This window comes from Lacinutrix gracilariae, assembly GCF_042684485.1.
In the GTDB taxonomy this organism is placed as follows: domain Bacteria; phylum Bacteroidota; class Bacteroidia; order Flavobacteriales; family Flavobacteriaceae; genus Oceanihabitans; species Oceanihabitans gracilariae.
Map to the genome: position 1 here is coordinate 569,881 of NZ_JBHULM010000007.1, position 17,786 is coordinate 587,666.

General features: G+C 31.5%; 21 protein-coding genes. 7 read left to right on the forward strand and 14 right to left on the reverse strand.

Annotated features, from left to right (window positions below; genetic code table 11):
• Positions 1–6 precede the first annotated feature (6 nt).
• Together ACFSSB_RS05495 and ACFSSB_RS05500 are read right to left on the reverse strand one after the other, a co-directional pair.
• Positions 7–306, reverse strand: a complete 300-nt coding sequence (locus ACFSSB_RS05495; protein ID WP_379901817.1) for an HPF/RaiA family ribosome-associated protein — start codon at positions 304–306, stop codon at positions 7–9.
• 83 nt (positions 307–389) lie between these two features.
• Positions 390–1,388 carry a DUF4421 family protein gene (locus tag ACFSSB_RS05500; protein WP_379901819.1) on the reverse strand — a complete coding sequence of 333 codons (999 nt, stop codon included), beginning with the start codon at positions 1,386–1,388 and terminating at the stop codon, positions 390–392.
• Positions 1,389–1,495: 107 nt separating this feature from the next.
• Here ACFSSB_RS05500 and ACFSSB_RS05505 point away from each other — a divergent pair, with 107 nt between their 5' ends.
• Positions 1,496–2,074 carry a non-canonical purine NTP diphosphatase gene (locus ACFSSB_RS05505; protein WP_379901822.1) on the forward strand — a complete coding sequence of 193 codons (579 nt, stop codon included), beginning with the start codon at positions 1,496–1,498 and terminating at the stop codon, positions 2,072–2,074.
• Here ACFSSB_RS05505 and ACFSSB_RS05510 read toward each other — a convergent pair.
• Positions 2,071–3,111, reverse strand: a complete 1,041-nt coding sequence (locus ACFSSB_RS05510; RefSeq protein ID WP_379901824.1) for a flavin-containing monooxygenase — start codon at positions 3,109–3,111, stop codon at positions 2,071–2,073. The genes ACFSSB_RS05505 and ACFSSB_RS05510 overlap by 4 nt on opposite strands.
• Before the next feature lie 468 nt (positions 3,112–3,579).
• On the opposite strand from ACFSSB_RS05510, the gene ACFSSB_RS05515 reads away from it, so the two are divergent.
• Positions 3,580–5,436 (forward strand): DEAD/DEAH box helicase, encoded by a 1,857-nt coding sequence (locus ACFSSB_RS05515; protein WP_379901826.1) that lies wholly within the window; start codon positions 3,580–3,582, stop codon positions 5,434–5,436.
• 108 nt (positions 5,437–5,544) lie between these two features.
• Positions 5,545–6,327, forward strand: coding sequence for a carboxypeptidase-like regulatory domain-containing protein (locus ACFSSB_RS05520; protein ID WP_379901828.1), 783 nt, complete (start codon positions 5,545–5,547; stop codon positions 6,325–6,327).
• Positions 6,328–6,390: 63 nt separating this feature from the next.
• Here ACFSSB_RS05520 and ACFSSB_RS05525 read toward each other — a convergent pair whose 3' ends face one another.
• Positions 6,391–7,050, reverse strand: a complete 660-nt coding sequence (locus tag ACFSSB_RS05525) for a TrmH family RNA methyltransferase (RefSeq protein WP_379901832.1) — start codon at positions 7,048–7,050, stop codon at positions 6,391–6,393.
• A gap of 127 nt (positions 7,051–7,177) precedes the next feature.
• On the opposite strand from ACFSSB_RS05525, the gene ACFSSB_RS05530 reads away from it, so the two are divergent.
• Positions 7,178–7,855 (forward strand): SIR2 family NAD-dependent protein deacylase, encoded by a 678-nt coding sequence (locus ACFSSB_RS05530; protein ID WP_379902147.1) that lies wholly within the window; start codon positions 7,178–7,180, stop codon positions 7,853–7,855.
• Positions 7,856–7,869: 14 nt separating this feature from the next.
• Here ACFSSB_RS05530 and ACFSSB_RS05535 read toward each other — a convergent pair whose 3' ends face one another.
• The 6 genes from ACFSSB_RS05535 to ACFSSB_RS05560 form a co-directional block, all read right to left on the reverse strand.
• A complete protein-coding gene (locus tag ACFSSB_RS05535; RefSeq protein ID WP_379901836.1) occupies positions 7,870–8,247 on the reverse strand; it encodes a VOC family protein in 378 nt (125 codons plus the stop codon).
• Positions 8,248–8,296: 49 nt separating this feature from the next.
• A complete protein-coding gene (locus ACFSSB_RS05540) occupies positions 8,297–8,731 on the reverse strand; it encodes an RbsD/FucU domain-containing protein (protein ID WP_379901838.1) in 435 nt (144 codons plus the stop codon).
• Between the two features lie 93 nt (positions 8,732–8,824).
• Positions 8,825–9,595, reverse strand: coding sequence for an SDR family NAD(P)-dependent oxidoreductase (locus ACFSSB_RS05545; RefSeq protein WP_379901841.1), 771 nt, complete (start codon positions 9,593–9,595; stop codon positions 8,825–8,827).
• A gap of 230 nt (positions 9,596–9,825) precedes the next feature.
• Positions 9,826–11,394 carry a serine hydrolase gene (locus ACFSSB_RS05550; RefSeq protein WP_379901844.1) on the reverse strand — a complete coding sequence of 523 codons (1,569 nt, stop codon included), beginning with the start codon at positions 11,392–11,394 and terminating at the stop codon, positions 9,826–9,828.
• A 42-nt stretch (positions 11,395–11,436) separates the two neighbouring features.
• Positions 11,437–12,672, reverse strand: a complete 1,236-nt coding sequence (locus ACFSSB_RS05555; protein WP_379901847.1) for a glycosyltransferase family 4 protein — start codon at positions 12,670–12,672, stop codon at positions 11,437–11,439.
• A gap of 49 nt (positions 12,673–12,721) precedes the next feature.
• Positions 12,722–13,195, reverse strand: a complete 474-nt coding sequence (locus tag ACFSSB_RS05560; protein WP_379901850.1) for a heme-binding domain-containing protein — start codon at positions 13,193–13,195, stop codon at positions 12,722–12,724.
• Between the two features lie 43 nt (positions 13,196–13,238).
• On the opposite strand from ACFSSB_RS05560, the gene ACFSSB_RS05565 reads away from it, so the two are divergent.
• The 3 genes from ACFSSB_RS05565 to ACFSSB_RS05575 all read left to right on the forward strand — a co-directional run bounded on the left by ACFSSB_RS05565 (position 13,239) and on the right by ACFSSB_RS05575 (position 15,464).
• A complete protein-coding gene (locus ACFSSB_RS05565; RefSeq protein WP_379901852.1) occupies positions 13,239–13,811 on the forward strand; it encodes an adenylosuccinate lyase in 573 nt (190 codons plus the stop codon).
• Positions 13,812–13,878: 67 nt separating this feature from the next.
• Positions 13,879–15,222, forward strand: a complete 1,344-nt coding sequence (gene purB / locus ACFSSB_RS05570) for an adenylosuccinate lyase (RefSeq protein ID WP_379901854.1) — start codon at positions 13,879–13,881, stop codon at positions 15,220–15,222.
• A 14-nt stretch (positions 15,223–15,236) separates the two neighbouring features.
• Positions 15,237–15,464 (forward strand): hypothetical protein, encoded by a 228-nt coding sequence (locus ACFSSB_RS05575; RefSeq protein WP_379901857.1) that lies wholly within the window; start codon positions 15,237–15,239, stop codon positions 15,462–15,464.
• 120 nt (positions 15,465–15,584) lie between these two features.
• On the opposite strand, the gene ACFSSB_RS05580 is transcribed toward ACFSSB_RS05575, so the two are convergent.
• Genes ACFSSB_RS05580 through ACFSSB_RS05595 form a run of 4 tightly spaced genes read right to left on the reverse strand, consistent with a single transcriptional unit; the run spans position 15,585 to position 17,664 of the window.
• Positions 15,585–16,127: a DUF4252 domain-containing protein gene (locus ACFSSB_RS05580; protein ID WP_379901860.1), complete on the reverse strand. Its 543-nt coding sequence runs from the start codon at positions 16,125–16,127 to the stop codon at positions 15,585–15,587.
• 4 nt (positions 16,128–16,131) lie between these two features.
• Positions 16,132–16,692, reverse strand: a complete 561-nt coding sequence (locus ACFSSB_RS05585; protein WP_379901864.1) for a DUF4252 domain-containing protein — start codon at positions 16,690–16,692, stop codon at positions 16,132–16,134.
• Positions 16,693–16,730: 38 nt separating this feature from the next.
• Entirely contained in the window at positions 16,731–17,168 is a 438-nt protein-coding gene (locus tag ACFSSB_RS05590) for a hypothetical protein (RefSeq protein WP_379901867.1), read from the reverse strand.
• Positions 17,155–17,664 (reverse strand): RNA polymerase sigma factor, encoded by a 510-nt coding sequence (locus ACFSSB_RS05595; RefSeq protein ID WP_379901869.1) that lies wholly within the window; start codon positions 17,662–17,664, stop codon positions 17,155–17,157. Before ACFSSB_RS05595 ends, ACFSSB_RS05590 begins: the two co-directional genes overlap by 14 nt.
• Between the last annotated feature and the right edge of the window lie 122 nt (positions 17,665–17,786).

Sequence of the window (17,786 nt, forward strand, 5' to 3'; positions counted from 1 at the left end):
TTGTATTTATTTAGTAGAATAAGTTTCTTTTCGTTTTTTTAGTTGTTTTTCTAAATCACTAACCGTTTGACGTACTGCAACTTCATAATTTCTCTCATCTGAAGTAGCAAAAATTCTTGGTCCAGGTAAACTTAGCTCAATATCACAAATTTTTCCTTTAGTGTGTTCGTTTTCATTCTTTTTAAAGCGAACAACTGCACTAATTAAAAATTCATATCTATCCTGTAATTTTTCTAATTTTTCGGTTGTAAGTGTATTTAACGTTTCGCTAATATCTACACCAACATATTCAAAGTTTATAGTCATAGTTTCAAGTGTTTAATTCATATATTTCAAAATTACGAATTATACAAACCATTTAATATGACTTATATCATACTTAAAGCTAATTACTCCTTTTTCTTTCTTTTTAATTTATAACCTATAGCCAATTTTGCATTAGACAAATTGAAGAAATAATCATTGTCATTATCAAAATCTGTAGTGTAATAACCGTTTCCGTAGGTTAAACTAACGTAATATCTATCTATACTATAACCTAAACCTATATTAAAATCTATTTTATACAACATTGGATTAGATGGTCTATAGCTATCATCTTGTAAGGTTACTTTCTTGTTCATTAAAGCAATTCCTGGCATAAAATTAAAAGTAGCAGTAATATTTTCTGGAAGTTTAAAATAAGATACAAATCCTGCTAAAAGCCCTAAAGCACCACCACGATATCTTTTGACATTAGCATCTTCATTAAAGTAGATACTTGTCTCCTCATCAAAAAGACTAGGCTTGGCCGAAAAATAATCAAACACACCAAAAAAACCGAGTCCACCAGTGATATACATGTTTTTATTTCGTTTTTCTGCTAAACCAGCTTTTAACTGCGAATAAGAAAACGCTACTTCATCAAAAGTATATAAGTAATTAACGCCAAAAGTTACCGAGCGAATATCACTTCTAAAAACCGTAGGAACATCAAAATCACTTTTTGCATTAAACCCTTTGTAGGTTTGTATAAATGCGTTTACATAATGTTGTTTTTTAACTATGGTTGTAGCTTGCAAATCAAACCTTTTTGTCTCTTCTTTATTTGGATTTTTAATATTAAAAGCAAGATCGATAATAAACTTTTTACTAGCAACACCAAAACCCAATCCATACCTGTTATTAGGAACAAATTTAGCCTTAGAGTTTCCGTCTTTTATACTAAATTTCTTTACTTTAAAATTAGAAAATAAACGTACCGAATAATTTTCTAGATTTCTATCAATAAGTAAAGAGTCTATATTTTCTATAGATTGCGCGTGAACAGATATGCAACTAAAACAAAAAACAACGAATAAATATAATCTGAATTTTAAATACTTTTTAAAAATATTCTGTGGTAACAAAAGGCCTTTAATTTGGTTAATATCAAATAAATTTCACTAGAATAGATACATTTTATTTGGGATATTCTATTTTTACAAAAGCTAAAATACATTAATTACTACAAACTATGCAACTTGTTTTCGCAACCAATAATTTAAATAAATTAAAAGAAGTACAATCCTTAATCCCTGAGCACATTACGCTTTTAAGTTTAAAAGATATAGGTTGTTTTGAAGACGTACCAGAAACTCAAAAAACTATTGAAGGCAATGCCATACAAAAAGCAGAATACATAAAAGAAAAGTATGGCTATGATTGTTTTGCCGATGACACAGGATTAGAAGTTGCCGCTTTACAAGGAGAACCTGGAGTATACTCTGCCAGATATGCAGGAGAACAACGTAATGACCAGGATAATATGAATTTACTTTTAAGTAATCTTAAAGACAAACCAAGTAGAAGTGCACAATTTAAAACCGTTGTTGCTTTACACCTTAACGGAAAGCTAGAAACCTTTACAGGAATATGCAAAGGAGAAATAACCTTAGAAAAACAGGGAGAAAAAGGTTTTGGTTACGACCCTATTTTTAAAGCCGAAGGATTTGATAAAACCTTTGCTCAAATTTCTATAGCAGAAAAAAACAAAGTAGGACATAGAGGAAAAGCCGTTACACAACTGGTAGACTTTTTAAATAACTATAACTAGTCTTGACTAATAACATTTGCCAAATAACTAGCATCTTTAGCTACTCCTCCTAAAGTTGCAGAACCACGAGTATACATCCATGGTAAGCCAATAAAATACAAACCTTCTATATTACTTACACCTCTGTAATTTTTAGGATAACCATTCTCGTCTAACTCTAATCCTTCAATCCAATTAAAATTAGGACGATATCCTGTTGCCCAAATAATATTTTTAATGGTAGAAACTGTTGAGTTTTCAAAAATAATTTCTTCTTGCATAGCATCTTTTGTTCTTCCTTTGGCTATCACATTTTTTCTAGAAAGTATTTCCTTAACGTCTGTACCAATTACAGGTTGCGAAGAATTACTTAAGCGTTTCCCTATCCAACTATATTTACTAAAACTTAAAAAACCTACTAAGGTAAACCACCACCACAAGGTTTTTCCTAAAATTTGTTGTGGTAAAGATTTTACAGTAGTATCTCCAGAAAAATAAACGGTTCTAGAACCATCTTTAGAGATTTCGTTTAAAATTTGGTATCCAGAATCTCCTCCTCCAACTACTAAAGCATCACCTTCTTGCAATTGGTACACGCCTTTATAGTAATTACTATGCATTTGTAGCACGCTTGCAGCAATTTTAGTATTACAAGGAGGTGTATACGGAATATGAAATGGTCCTGTAGCAACAATTACATTTTTAGCTTGCAATTCGCCATCTTTATAAGTGACAAAAAAACCATTTTCTGTTTTACGTACAGCAGTTACCAAGGTATTGAGCTGTACTGGTATTTTAAAGGTTTCTACATATTTTTTAAAATAGTTACTTACTTCTATTTTAGTAGGATAATGTCCTTTTGGTGCATCAAATTTTAATCCTGGTAAGTGGTTATATTCGGTTGGTGTAAATAATTTTAAAGAGTCCCAACGGTTTAACCAAGAGGCTCCAATTTCTTTTTCACCATCTAGTATTAAAAATTCCTTTTCTAATATTTTTAAATGGTAAGCCATAGACAATCCTGCTTGTGCGCCACCAATTATAATATAATCTAACATCCCTATTTTTTAATTTTTTTTTAAAGAAGCTAAGGTAAAAACTTTTATACGAAGACCTAGAAAGACCAAGCATAAGATTAAAAAAACTTCTATTATTTACGTTGTTAGTGAGAATCTTTAATAAATAACAAAAACATCATGTAGTTGCGTTAACGATAGTAGTGGCATCCTTTTTTTGTGTTAAACTGTTTTTAGTATCTTTTTAAAAAAAGGCCTATTGCTTAATTTTAAAGCTGTTATAATGCAGTAAACACAAGAAAAAAGATATAACGAATAGCGTGTTAAAACGCCCAAAAATTGAATATCGAAAATAATGTTGTACCTTTGCACCTTGCAAACGCAAAACGCGTTGAAAAAAAGGACTCCTCAGAGAGAGGATGTGTTACTAGAAGTTTTAGGTTAAGTATGTTCAATGCACTTCTATTTGTAACACCAAAATAGATTGACATTGAAATACATAAAACAAGAATGAGCACATTCCAAGATTTAGGTCTTAACGAAGAACTATTACAAGGTATTACAGATTTAGGATTTGAATCCCCTTCTGAAGTACAAGAAAAAGCAATCCCAATTTTATTAAACGAAGAAACAGATTTAGTTGCATTAGCGCAAACTGGAACTGGAAAAACTGCAGCATTTGGTTTTCCTATGTTGCAAAAAATCGACGTTAACAGTCGTACAACACAAGGTTTAATACTTTCTCCTACTCGTGAGCTTTGTTTACAAATTGCAAACGAAATGAAAGCCTATGGTAAATACTGCAAAGGTTTAAATGTAGTTGCTATTTATGGTGGATCAAGTATTACAGACCAAGCACGCGAAGTAAAACGTGGTGCGCAAATTATAGTTGCTACTCCTGGTAGAATGAAAGATATGATTAACAGAAAATTAGTGGATATCACTAAAATTCAATATTCGGTTTTAGATGAAGCCGATGAAATGTTAAACATGGGATTTAAAGAAGATATTACAGATATTCTTTCTGGTACACCAGAAGATAAAAATACCTGGTTATTTTCTGCAACTATGCCAAAAGAAGTTGCTAGAATTGCTAAGAAATTTATGTTTGACCCAAAAGAAATTACGGTTGGTCATAAAAATGAAAGTACTTCTAACGTAACTCACGAATACTATTTAGTAAATGCACGTGATCGTTACCAAGCATTAAAACGTTTAGCAGATGCAAATCCAGATATATTTTCGGTAATTTTTTGTAGAACCAAAAGAGATACACAAAAAGTTGCAGAAAACTTAATTGAAGATGGTTATAGCGCTGGAGCACTACATGGTGATTTAAGCCAAAACCAACGTGATATTGTGATGAAACAATTTAGAACACGTCAAATACAAATGCTTGTAGCTACAGATGTTGCTGCTCGTGGTATTGATGTGGATGATATTACACACGTAATTAACTACCAATTAAGTGATGAAGTAGAAACTTATACACACCGAAGCGGACGAACAGGTCGTGCAGGAAAAACAGGAGTTTCTATGGTTATTGTTTCTAAAAGCGAAATACGCAGATTAAAAAGTATTGAGCGTATTATAAACAAGAAATTTGAATTAAAAGAAATTCCGAACGGAATGGAAATTTGCGAAGTACAACTAATGTCTTTAGCAAATAAAATTCACAATACAGAAATCAATCATGAAATTGATAAGTATTTAGAAGATATAAATGCTTTGTTTGAAGAAACTACAAAAGAAGAACTTATTAAAAAATTCTTTTCTGTAGAGTTTACACGTTTCTTTAACTACTACCAAAAAGCTAAAAACCTAAATGTAACAGCATCTTCTAACGATCGTGAAGGCGGAAGAAGTAGTAACACTAATGATACTCGTTACTTTATTAATGTTGGTGAAAAAGATGGCTTTGACTGGATGAAGCTTAAAGATTTCTTAAAAGAAATTTTAGAACTTGGTAGAGATGATGTATTTAAAGTTGATGTAAAAGAAAGTTTCTCTTTCTTTAATACTGAAAAAGAACACCAAGAAAAGATACTTGCCTTTTTTACAGATTACAAACACGAAGGACGTTTTGTAAATGTAGAAGTTAGTGAAAACCGTGGAGGTGGCGGAAGAAGTCGCGGCGGAAATCGTGGTGGCGGAAGACGTCGTGATGGTGGAAACCGAGGTGACAGAAGACGTGGAGGTTCTGATAGACCAAGAGGAGAAAGACGTAGTTCTGGTAGAGACGAAAGAAGAAGCGACTCTAATAGAGGAGATAGACGTAGCGCTGAAGGTTCTTCAAGAAGATCTGAATCTAGAGATAAGTCTGAATTTAAAACCACACATTCTAGACCAAGACGTTCAAGACGCTAAACCATCTTGCCTTTGGGCTAGTAATTTTGTTAATTTTAAGTCAAAGTTTAAAAGGTATAACGTATTTATAAATATGTTTGTATCTTTATAAAACTACATACCACTATTATGAAAAACTGGTTTACTATATTTTTTTTACTACTAATTGTTACATTTAGTCAGGCGCAAGAGCTGCCTTCTAAAGTAAAAGGTGTAGTAATTAACGCAGCAGATGATACCACTCTAGAAAGCGTAAATATTGTAAACTTAACACAAGTAATAGGTACAACAACAGATGAAAACGGTGTGTTTGAACTTACAGCTAAGCCAAATGATACCTTACACTTTTCTTATTTAGGTTTTAAATCTATTAAGGTAAGAGTAACTAATGACTGGTTGAAGTATGGTAGTTCAGATATTGCTTTAACAGAATTGGCTTTAGCTTTAGAAGAAGTAGTAGTAACACAGTTTAAACTTACTGGTTTTTTAGAGGTAGATATTAAAAATGTACCCACAAACAATAATTACAGATATGCAATTTCGGGCTTACCTAGTACAGGTTATGAAGCTGGAAATAATTCGCCAAGTGCTGTAACCAAAGTTTTAGGTGCTATTTTTAATCCTGCAGACTTTTTGTATAGAATGTTTGGTAGACAACCAAATGAGATGCGAAAACTAAAAAAGATGAAGCAAGATGATGAGATAAGAAACTTACTTGCTACACGTTTTGACAGAGAAATGCTTATGGCTTTATTACAAGTAAACCGAGTAGATTTAGATGAAATTGTGACCCAGTGTAACTACTCTAAAGATTTTATAAACTCTGCTAATGATCTTCAAATTTTAGATGCTATTAGTGAGTGTTATGAAGAATACAAAGTATTAAACAGAAGTAGATCTAGTAAATTTTAAAGATTTTTAAAATATAATATACAAAGCGTAATCCTTTATTGGGTTACGCTTTTTTTATTGCAATCATTTATTCTCTTCGTAATAACGTGCTATAATTTGGTCATAGCTTTTAATTGTTTTTTTCACCCAATCTAATCGCTTTGCATTTTGCTCTTCTTCACTAAGTTGCCAAGCAATATCGCTTCGTCTTAATTTGGCTGTTACTTCTTGTAAAACAATAGCTGCAGAAACAGAAATATTTAAACTTTCTGTAAAACCAATCATAGGTATTTTTAGGTAACAATCTGCAGCATCTAAAACCTCTTGGCTTAAGCCTTCGGTTTCTCTTCCAAAGAAAAAACAAGACTTTTTTGTAAAGTCAAAATCTTGTAATTCGCAATCTTCAATATGTGGTGTAGTTGCTACAATTTGATATCCTTTTTGTTTTACATCTGCAATGCAATCTTTAATAGAATGAAACCTATTTAAGTCTACCCATTTCTGTGCTCCCATAGCAATTTCTCTGTCAATACTTTTGCTATTCACCTCTTCTACTATATTCACTTCTTGTATACCAAAAACATCACAACTACGCATTACAGCGCTTGAATTATGTAATTGATACACGTCTTCTGTAGCAACCGTAAAATGCTTTGTACGTTGTTTAATCACTCTATTAAACTTGTTTCTTCGGTTTTCGGTTAAGTAGGTTTCTAGATATTCTAGAAGTTTAATGTCTGTCATATTTTTTACTAAAAGTCAAATTTAATTAAAAAAGAACGGATAACCACTTTCTTAGGAATGACAAAAAAAGTAATTTTATATTTTGAGCAGATTACCACTTTGGTGGGAAGAAATAGGATCTAATTATATGAAAAACATTGTAGTATTAACAGGAGCAGGAATAAGTGCAGAAAGTGGTATTAAAACCTTTAGAGATGCCGATGGTTTATGGGAAGGTCACGATGTGATGCAAGTAGCATCTCCACAAGGATTTAGAGATAACCCTTCCTTGGTTTTAGATTTTTACAACCAACGAAGAAGACAACTTTTAGAAGTGCAACCCAACCAAGCACATTATGATTTGGCTTCTTTAGAAAAAGAACACAACATAACCATTATAACGCAAAATGTAGACGATTTACATGAACGTGCAGGAAGTACCAACGTAGTGCATTTACATGGCGAATTATTAAAAGTTCGCAGTATTACTAACGAAAATGATGTACAAGAATGGAAAACAGATTTACTGCTTGGTGATGTGAATAAAAAAGGCCACCAACTACGACCACATATTGTTTGGTTTGGCGAAGCAGTACCAATGTTTGAAAAAGCAGTAGAAATTTGTGAAACAGCAGATATTCTTTTAATTATTGGTACCAGCATGCAAGTATATCCTGCTGCTAGTTTAATGCATTATGTACCAGAAAACACACCAACCTATTTTATAGATCCAAAACCTGCAATGTCCAGTAAAACCAATTTAACTGTTGTTGCAAAACCTGCAACTATTGGAGTAAAAGAAGTGATTCTTTTTATTAATGAATAGATTTAAATTGTTTTTTATTGATCATTATTTACCTCAACCCAATACTTATCTGGATCTTGAAAGTAAACCTGCTCTACCCCATCTTTTCTAACATAGTCTTTTTTAACAGTGCCAATCCAATCACTATAATCTACATTTAAAGTCTTTAAATGACTTATAAATAAACCTAAATCTGCAGTTGCTAAAGCAAAGTGAACAGCTTTGTTGGTTATTACTTCTTCATTGGGTCTTGGTATTAAATGAAGTTGTTTACCATCCCCTATAGAAAGCCATCTTGTTTTAGAGTTAGAAGCAGTATTTGCAATCTCTTTAAACTTAAATACTTTTTGATAAAACGCAACAGAGGCATCTACGTCTTTTACAGAAAGTGCTATATGATTAAATGTAAACATGTTTCTTTTTTTAAACGTTTAAGAAAAAACTATTAAGAGGATACAAAATTTAAAAATTACTTTCTTCAGCCATTTTTACCACACCTACAGTAAGTACCAAATTAGCAAAACGACGCTGTTCTCCCGTTTGAATAATTAATGTAGTGTTAACATCTCTTATTTTGTCATAAAAAGCCCAACGCTCCATCTCATCCCAAGTTACGTCACCCAACATTTTTTTATAAGCATCATGTATTTCTGCATTTGCTTCTGCAGGTTTTTCCATTACAATAGCTCCTTGAATAGGACAAACCTCTAATATACCTTCAAGAACAGTAAGTGCATCTAATAATCCTGGACGAAAATTAAGGTGTACTGTTGTAGAATTTGGACCATTCATGGCACCAACAGGTAAATTACCATCTGCAATAACAACTTGTGCAAAATGGCCGGAACGTGCAAGCACTTCCATTATAGTAGGATGAATTACGGGTGTTTTTAACATAGCTTGTAGCTTTATAAAGTAAATAAAAACACTAGGGGCTAGGTAGCACCTAGTGTTTTAAATGTTTTTGATGTTTAATTATTTTTCAAAAAACTACATATTGTAAACACCACCATTGATATCTAATGTAGCACCTGTAATAAAGCCATCATATTCTGACGCTAGATATAAAACAGCTCTAGCTACGTCATCTGCATTACCTGCTCTTTGTATAGGAATACCTGCTGTTGTAGCAGCAGCTGACTCTTTTGTAGTATGTGTGTTATGAAATGAAGTACCAAGAATAAGTCCTGGAGCAACCGCATTAACTCTAGTACCTTGTGCACCTAATTCTGTAGAAAGTGCTCTTGTAAAAGTTAAAATAGCTCCTTTACTAGTAGAGTAAACTAAAGATCCTGGATGCCCTCCTTTACGTCCTGCAAGTGATGCCAAATTAACAATACTACTATTATCATTTTTTGCTAAATAAGGAGCTGCTGCTCGTGTTACAAACATCATAGAAGTAAGATTAATATCCATTACTTTATGCCAGAAATCTGGTTCTATTTCGTTTAGTAATTTACGTGCAACAAGAGAACCTGCATTGTTAATTAGTATGTCTAAACCACCTAATGCTTCTATGGTTTTTTCTACCAATGCATTTGCTTCTTCTTCTTTGGTTAAGTCTCCACTAATTGCAGCTGCTTGTACTCCTTTACTTGTAGCGTATGCTGTTAATTGGTTAGCAGTATCTGCACTTGAAAAATAATGAATAACAACATTGGCACCACTATCTATAAAGTGTTTAGTAATTGCTTCACCAATTCCTTGCGCTCCAGCTGTGATTAAAACATTTTTTCCTGTTAACTTACTATTGTTTTTCATGTTATTTCTTTAAAATTAGGTTTATAATCGCAGGAAACTCCGCATGGTAGTTATGTACGACATACTTTTCTTTTTACAAATATAGCATAATAAGGCAGGTTTGCATAAAAGCAAAACAACTGGACCTTATTTTTCAATTAAAGCCTTTTAAAAGCACCTAAAACAGGAACTTTTTACAACATTTCATGAAGAGGAAACAAAAGGCTTTCTACTTCTTTTTTTATATAAAATTACTCTTCAACACGCTGTAGATCTAGATCATGAAAATCAAAACTAAAATCTATATTTGGCGAGATTCCTTTTATGCTAATATTTTGTGCTTTTTGGTTTTCGTTTAAATTAAAGCTAACAAAAGCATCTGCATTCATATCTTGATATTCCCATTGTACAGCAAAAGTTTCGTCTTTATAAAAACGTAAAGGTCCGTTTAATTTTGGTGATCTATGAAACTTTATCCAAAGTTGATTTTCTTTCATAAAAACTTCACAAGTACCAAACCAATTATCTTTATAAATGCCAATATACTTTTGGGTATCTATTGGTTTATCTGCATTGTTTTTCACTGTTTCCCATACTTCATCTGTAATAGCATCTCCTTTCTTTTCTTTAGATTGTAAGTAATCAGCATACTTATCAATCCATTTAAAATCGTCTAATTCTAAATATCTATCTAAAATGGTTTGTGATACCGAAGAGAAAAATGCGCCACCATCATTACTAGTATTTGTTAAAATAACAATACCTAAATCCATATCTGGAATTAATACGGTTTGTGATAGCATTCCTGGCAAACCACCTGTGTGTTCTACTTTCATATTACCAAGCACATCAGACAAGAACCAACCTAAACCATATCCTGAAAAATGCGAATTGTATCTAGGATTTTTATTTACTCCCATAACAGTATGTATACTCCACATTTGGTCATGATTAGCAGCACTAAAAAGTTCTTTTTCTAAACTTTCACCATATTTTCCTGCGTTTAAATGTAAAAGCATCCATTGGCATAAATCATCTACATTCGAAAAAATTCCACCTGCTGCACCATTCATCATTTCTTCAAAAGTTGGTATGACTTCTATTTTTCCGGATTCGGTAGAATGTGAAGCAGATAAATTAGAGGTGTCTTTAATTTCTGATAAGGCAGCATAAGAATTATCCATACCTAAAGGCTCTAATATTCTAGTTTTAATAAAGGCTTCCCAAGTCATGCCACTTTTTCTGGCTATTAATTCACCAGCAACTAGATATAATAAATTATCATAATCCCATTTGGTTCTAAAAGCAGAAGAAGCCTTAAAATGTTGAAAACTAGAAAGTAAATCTTGCATAGTAAAATCGGTTCCGTCAGGAAAAAACATTAAATCTCCCATACCTAAAGGTAAACCACTTCGATGTGTCACTAAATCCAGAATATTAAAATTGTCTTCTACATAGTCATTATACATAGTAAATTCTGGTATGTGATCTTTTACTTTATCTTCCCAGTTTATTTTACCTTCTTCTACTAAAATGGCTAATCCTGCTGTAGTAAACGCTTTACTATTAGATGCTATAGCAAATTGTGTATGTGCATTTACAGGCTCTTTTGTTGCTATTGATTTTACACCATATCCTTGATTATGAATAATTTTTCCGTCTTTAACTACTGCAACTGCTGCTCCTGCTACGTTAAACTTGCTCATAGCATAGTTAATAATGGAATCTATTTGCTTTGAAGACACTTGTGCAGTGACATTATTGCTTATAAAAAAGAATAGCAACAATATACCTACTACAGAGTTTTTAAATAATTTCATTAGATTTTGATTTTAATACATAAAACATCTTAAAGATAGGAATTAAATCTTATTCTTCTCCTCTATCCATTTACTCATAAACTTAGTACTTTGTAAAGTATGATGCATTAACATTTGCCCTGTAAAGTTTTCCTTACGATGATGTACTAATTGGTTTGTAACGCTTTCTATGGTAGCTATAAATTCTTGCTGCAGTGTTTCTTTTTGAAAGCGTGTATTTATCACTTGTAAACCGTTTTGTTGTTTTTGTTTCCATAGTGTTTCGTCTTTATAAAGCGCAACTGCTTTGTCTGCAAACTCTTGTGGATTATCAGTAATAAATCCGTTAGCCTGCAAATCACCATACATACCTTCTGCTCCTATAGTTGTAGTAACACAAGGCGTTCCGTTTTGCATCGCTTCTACCAGTTTTCCTTTTAAACCTGCACCAAAGCGTATTGCCGCTACACATACTTTAGCTTGTTGCATCACATGGTTTGCATCTTGCGCAAAACCTTTTATTAAAAATCCTTCTCTCTTGTTGTGTAACTGATTTACTTTTTGACTAGCATAAGAACCATAAATATGCATTTCGGCTTTTGGTAATTGTTTTCTTATCAATGGCCAAATAGTTTCTTTTAAATATAAAACCGAATTATAATTAGGTTCATGTATAAAATTACCAATGGTTATAAAGTGGTTTCGATCGTTAAAACTTGGTAGTTTATGTATAGCTTGGATAGAAACACCATCTAACATAAATGGTAAATAATGCAATAAAGCAGCATCTACTTTAAATTTATCTTTTAAAATTTCAATTTCTGCTTCAGATATAATTAAAGAAATATCACTTCTATAAATACTTGCTATTTCGCGTTTTGCCGTATCATTAAGTAAATATGAAGTATTAAAAGGCTGTTTCTCTTTAAAGGCTTGCTGTCTTCCTTTGCGTAAAGAATGTAAATCTTCGGTATCTAAAATTCGTAAAGCATTTGGGCAGCTTTCTGCAACACGCCAACCAAACTGTTCTTCCATCATAAACCTATCAAAAAGCACCACATCTGGCTGCAAGGTTTCAATAAATGTATTAAAACTGGTATTATTGAGTGCTATTGCAACTTGCGTAATACCTATGGTAGTTAAATCAAAGGCATTTTCGCTTTTAGCACAAGGACTAGCAAACGTGATGGTATATTCTTGTTCTTGAAACAGTTTTATAAGCTGCATCATCCTGCTTCCTGCGGCAGAGCTTTTAGGTTCTGGCCATACAAAACCTATAATTAAGAGTTTTTTTGTCACAAAGGTGCAATGTTATTTGTGTTACTAAAGTGTAGTTACTGTAAAACGTTTATTCTGGTTTTGGTAATAAGCTGTATTTTAAACGTACATTTTTTGCCCAACTAATTACAGATTCTATTTGTGCATCTGTAAGTTTTGCTTCAGAATGTGCCCAAGTGTAAGATTCTAATGGCATTTCTTTTTCTTCTACCATTTCTATAAGTTCTTCAAACTTATGGTCTTTCTTTTTTACAGAATTAGCTTCCCAACCAGAAACATTAAAATGTTTTTTTCCGTGTTTAACATGATCTGCTAACCAATAATTTACTGGAGTTATTTTATTGTACCATGGATAATTGGTAACATCACTATGGCAATCATAACAACTAGTTTGTAAAATAAGCTTTACATCTTCTGGCGGATTGGTTTCGGTTTCAAAAGCTGTAATAGATGTAAGTTCTCCTTCATTTCTTTCTGGTCCGAAAAATTGTGCTATTACAAACACAACAAGTAAAAGCAAAAGTATTTTTTTTATAATTTTCATCTAGTTATTTTTATTAGTTTAGACATTAAAAATACTAAATCTTTTGACTTCTGACCAACTATATCAAGAATTAAATTATGTAAATCACTCGCGTGAAAAACGCTTGTATTACGCAAATTTACTGATAGATAATCCGGAATGGATACCCAAAGTATTAGAAATTCTTTTTAAGGTAGATGATAAAATTTCTCCTCGAGCCGCTTGGGTTTTAGAATTTATGTGCAAAGAGAATTTAGAAAAAATGATTCCGTTTTTAGATACATTTACTCAGAATATGCATCAAGTACATCAAGATTCTGCAGTAAGACCTGTTGCTAAAATTTGTGAGTATTTGGTAAAAGCATACTATGCTAAAACCGAAAACAAAATTAAAAAAGAATTACTGCCTAAACATCGTGAAAAAATTATTGAAGTCTGTTTCGATTATATGATTAATGACGAAAAAATTGCTCCAAAAGCATATGCTATGTATACCTTGTTTTTACTTGGTAATGATTATGATTGGATTCACCCAGAACTGGTTTTAATTTTAGAGCGTGATTACCAGATGCAAAGCTCTGGCTATAAAGCACGAGCTAAGCAAATTATAAAAAAGATAAAAACAAAAAAATCATAATTCTAAATTCGTAATTACTAATACAAAAACCTATCTTTGAAACTTCTAAAAAATCAACACACAAACTATGTCTTTAAATACATTAAATGCCATTTCACCTATTGATGGACGATACAGAAATAAGGTAGATGAATTAGGTAACTATTTTTCTGAAGAAGCACTTATAAAATATCGTGTTTTAGTAGAAATTGAATACTTTATAGCACTTTGCGAAATCCCTTTACCACAACTTGAATCTATTAACACTTCTGTTTTTGAAGATTTAAGAGCTATTTATAAAGAATTTTCTACAGAAGATGCTTTAGCTATAAAAGACATTGAAAAAGTTACCAACCATGATGTAAAAGCTGTTGAATATTTTATCAAAGACAAATTTGACAAGCTAGGATTACAAGAATACAAAGAGTTTATTCACTTTGGATTAACCTCTCAAGATATTAACAATACAGCAATTCCGTTAAGCATTAAAGATGCTATGAATGATGTATATGTACCAGAATACCATACACTTCTTAACCGATTAAAAGAATTGGTAAACGAGTGGTCACAAATTTCTATGCTAGCAAGAACGCATGGTCAGCCAGCTTCTCCTACTCGATTAGGAAAAGAAATTGAGGTATTTGTAGTACGTTTACAAGAGCAATTTAATTTATTAAATGATGTACCAAGTGCTGCAAAATTTGGTGGAGCAACAGGAAACTACAATGCACACAAAGTGGCTTACCCAAGTATAGATTGGAAAGCTTTTGGTACTAGTTTTGTACAAGAAAAATTGGGCTTACACCACTCTTTTCCTACTACACAAATTGAGCATTATGACCATATGGCTGCTTTATTTGATGCTTTAAAACGTATTAACAATATTGTTTTAGATTTAGATAGAGATATCTGGACCTATGTGTCTATGGATTATTTTAAGCAAAAAATTAAAGCTGGTGAAGTTGGTAGTAGCGCAATGCCACACAAAGTAAATCCTATAGATTTTGAAAACTCTGAAGGAAACCTTGGAATTGCAAATGCTATTTTTGAGCATTTAGCTGCTAAATTACCAATATCAAGATTACAACGTGATTTAACAGACAGTACGGTTTTACGTAATGTTGGTGTTCCTTTTGGACATACTTTAATAGCTTTTAAAAGTACCTTAAAAGGATTAAATAAATTATTATTGAATGAAGACAAATTTGCTCAAGATTTAGAAAACAATTGGGCTGTTGTTGCAGAAGCGATTCAAACCATTTTAAGAAGAGAGGCTTACCCAAACCCTTATGAAGCTTTAAAAGGTTTAACAAGAACCAATGAAAAAATCACGCAACAGTCTATTTCAAATTTTATTGATACCTTAGAAGTCTCTAACGAAATTAAAGAAGAACTAAAAGTGATTACACCTAGTAATTACACTGGAATATAAACTTATTTAATAGCATGCTTACAGATAAACAATCAATACTACTTATAGGAATTTTTACCTTTTTGTTTGTTTTCTTTGGTATACTAGATATTTTAGAAAATATTTTTATTGCAGCTCCAATGGTTATAGGTTATTTAACTATAATTATTAATTTAATTCTAACAGAAAGAGTTTCGGAAGAAGAAGAAAATACACTTCAAGAACAAAAAGTTTCTACAGAAGAGAATAAAAAAAGACTGTAATTTATACTGAACTTGTTTTTTGATGCTAAATAAATAGGTTTCAACCATTTTAAATAATACCACAAAAAAAAAGCTTACCAAAACGGTAAGCTTTTTTTATTAGAATTAAGTAGAAACTATTTATTTAAAAAAATCTATAATTCCTTTTAATTGGCTATCATCTACTTTTCCTTTATTCATAGATTCTGCTAGTCTTACTAGTTTTGCAGGACTCATATCCTCACCTAGAACACGTAAAACACCAAAACCAAATTCTTTAGAGCTACCAAATACAATAAACTCATCGGCTAGATCATCATCGCCAATATATTTTACAGATAATGTAGAGCCAAACATATTAAAATCACCTAGTTCTATATATCTTTCATCTTCTAAAATAGAGGCTACTTTAGCTTTTTCAATTTCATAGGTTTCTTTATTAGTAGTATCTAATTTAAAACCTAAAAAGTTTAGTTTATCTATAGCCTTATATGCTTCTTTTTCTTCTTCAGTTAAATCTGCATTTTTAAAATCTACAATACTTGTTGGTATATCTACAGTGGTAAAATTTGCAGCTTCTTGATTGTCTACAAAATACGTTTGTAAAGATTGCTTATTACTACAACCTACTAGCAAAGTAACTGCTAGTAAACTGTAACATAGTTTTTTTATGGTTGTATTCATCATTTTATTCTTTATCTTCTAAATGTTCTCCTCCAGGAATATTCATTTGCTTGGTAAGTTTCGATATTTGTTTTAAATCAATATCTCCTGTTAAAGAAACAATAACAGTTTCAAATTTACGTTGCTCACCATTTACAGAAACATTAGCATCTTCCATGTGTTTACTAATTCCATTTACAAAAATTAAAAGTTCTTGTACGTGGTCTTCATCTTTACCTTCTTTTACATAAAACTTAATAACTGTTCCGTCGTCTTTTACTTCCATTAACTCTTCTAAACTACTTGTTTTAGAGCTTACCCAAGAAGTAATATCTGCAGAAATATCTCCTTTTTCTGTAATAATTGTTTTTAAACTAGTAATACTATTTACCATTTCAAGATACTCTTTAGCTTCAGGATCATCCGTATCAATATCTATTTTTGCTAACATTTGAAACATTTTTGGTTTAATGTTTACATACGTTACATCTGCATTGTCACTATATTTTGTAAAAATATCTTGAGCTTTGGTTGCAAATGGCATCATTAATAAAGCCATTGCTATTAAAATTACGTTCTTTTTCATTTTCTTTATTTTGTTATTTATTGTTGGGTTCATGTTTTCTATTTTTTAAAAATTAAACTTGTTGTGTTTTCTACTTCTGTTAAATAATTAATACTTGAAGCGCCTTTATTGAATTGTGTAGAAATCATTTCTAAAGATTTTTTTACTTCAAGATATGCCATTTCAGGATCTTTATAAGTACCTAAATCATCGGAAGATGTTTGAGGCGATTTAAAATAAAATCCTATCATAAGAACTGCTACTGCTGCAACCGAAATCCATTTATACAAATTGTTTTTGTTAGTTTTTAATGGAACGTCTTTGCTAAACTGCTCTTCTTGGCTTACCGAAAAGTAGGTAAACATTGGTTTATACATTTCTAAATGTGGCGCTACAGTTTCTTGTGTAAAATAGTTTTTTAACTGCTGCTCTTCTTTTAGCGTTGTTTCACCATTATTATACTTTTCTAGTAATTGTTCTATATTATTTAACACCATAATTATGTGTTTTTGTTAATTTTTCTCTTATTGTTTTTCTTGCTCTAGATAATGCCACACGCACTGCTGTATTATTCATATCTAACATCTTGCCAATTTCGTCATAATCATACTGCTCAATATCTCTTAATTGTATCACAAGCTTTTGCTGCTCAGGTAAATCTTCAATTATTTTAGCAACCCAATTTACGCTATCACTAAACTCTAATTGTTTTTGTAAAGAGGTATTATTATCTTGATAATTACTATGTACTAGCTTTAAATTTTGTGCTTGTTTTGATTTTAATTTGTCTAAACAAAAATTCTTAGTCATTGTCATAGAAAACGCTTCCACGTTTTTATACTCTTGTATCTTCTTTTTATTCTTCCACAGTTTCAAAAGTACTTCTTGTGTAGCATCTTCTGCTTCTTCTCTAGACACTAGCAATCGCTTTGCTAAACGAAACACCTTATCTTTAAAAGGCATTACAATATGTAAAAACTCGGTTTGTGTCATTATTTTTGGTGCTAGTTAAAAAACTGCTTGGTAAAGGCCGTTTCTATTAAGACGAACAACTCTATATTTTGTTACAATTTAATTTTTTGTTGCATATATATTACCAAGATAATTATTTTTAT

What these genes read in the sequence shown, in the direction of transcription:
- ACFSSB_RS05515 (WP_379901826.1), top strand. Translation starts at nt 3,580, where the DNA reads ATGAGCACATTCCAAGATTTAGGTCTTAACGAAGAACTATTACAAGGT.
- ACFSSB_RS05590 (WP_379901867.1), bottom strand. Translation starts at nt 17,168, where the DNA reads ATGGTGTTAAATAATATAGAACAATTACTAGAAAAGTATAATAATGGT.
- ACFSSB_RS05505 (WP_379901822.1), top strand. Translation starts at nt 1,496, where the DNA reads ATGCAACTTGTTTTCGCAACCAATAATTTAAATAAATTAAAAGAAGTA.
- ACFSSB_RS05535 (WP_379901836.1), bottom strand. Translation starts at nt 8,247, where the DNA reads ATGTTTACATTTAATCATATAGCACTTTCTGTAAAAGACGTAGATGCC.
- ACFSSB_RS05495 (WP_379901817.1), bottom strand. Translation starts at nt 306, where the DNA reads ATGACTATAAACTTTGAATATGTTGGTGTAGATATTAGCGAAACGTTA.
- ACFSSB_RS05510 (WP_379901824.1), bottom strand. Translation starts at nt 3,111, where the DNA reads ATGTTAGATTATATTATAATTGGTGGCGCACAAGCAGGATTGTCTATG.
- ACFSSB_RS05540 (WP_379901838.1), bottom strand. Translation starts at nt 8,731, where the DNA reads ATGTTAAAAACACCCGTAATTCATCCTACTATAATGGAAGTGCTTGCA.
- ACFSSB_RS05545 (WP_379901841.1), bottom strand. Translation starts at nt 9,595, where the DNA reads ATGAAAAACAATAGTAAGTTAACAGGAAAAAATGTTTTAATCACAGCT.
- ACFSSB_RS05530 (WP_379902147.1), top strand. Translation starts at nt 7,178, where the DNA reads ATGAAAAACATTGTAGTATTAACAGGAGCAGGAATAAGTGCAGAAAGT.
- ACFSSB_RS05580 (WP_379901860.1), bottom strand. Translation starts at nt 16,127, where the DNA reads ATGAATACAACCATAAAAAAACTATGTTACAGTTTACTAGCAGTTACT.
- ACFSSB_RS05520 (WP_379901828.1), top strand. Translation starts at nt 5,545, where the DNA reads ATGAAAAACTGGTTTACTATATTTTTTTTACTACTAATTGTTACATTT.
- ACFSSB_RS05525 (WP_379901832.1), bottom strand. Translation starts at nt 7,050, where the DNA reads ATGACAGACATTAAACTTCTAGAATATCTAGAAACCTACTTAACCGAA.
- ACFSSB_RS05595 (WP_379901869.1), bottom strand. Translation starts at nt 17,664, where the DNA reads ATGACACAAACCGAGTTTTTACATATTGTAATGCCTTTTAAAGATAAG.
- ACFSSB_RS05585 (WP_379901864.1), bottom strand. Translation starts at nt 16,692, where the DNA reads ATGAAAAAGAACGTAATTTTAATAGCAATGGCTTTATTAATGATGCCA.
- purB (WP_379901854.1), top strand. Translation starts at nt 13,879, where the DNA reads ATGTCTTTAAATACATTAAATGCCATTTCACCTATTGATGGACGATAC.
- ACFSSB_RS05560 (WP_379901850.1), bottom strand. Translation starts at nt 13,195, where the DNA reads ATGAAAATTATAAAAAAAATACTTTTGCTTTTACTTGTTGTGTTTGTA.
- ACFSSB_RS05550 (WP_379901844.1), bottom strand. Translation starts at nt 11,394, where the DNA reads ATGAAATTATTTAAAAACTCTGTAGTAGGTATATTGTTGCTATTCTTT.
- ACFSSB_RS05575 (WP_379901857.1), top strand. Translation starts at nt 15,237, where the DNA reads ATGCTTACAGATAAACAATCAATACTACTTATAGGAATTTTTACCTTT.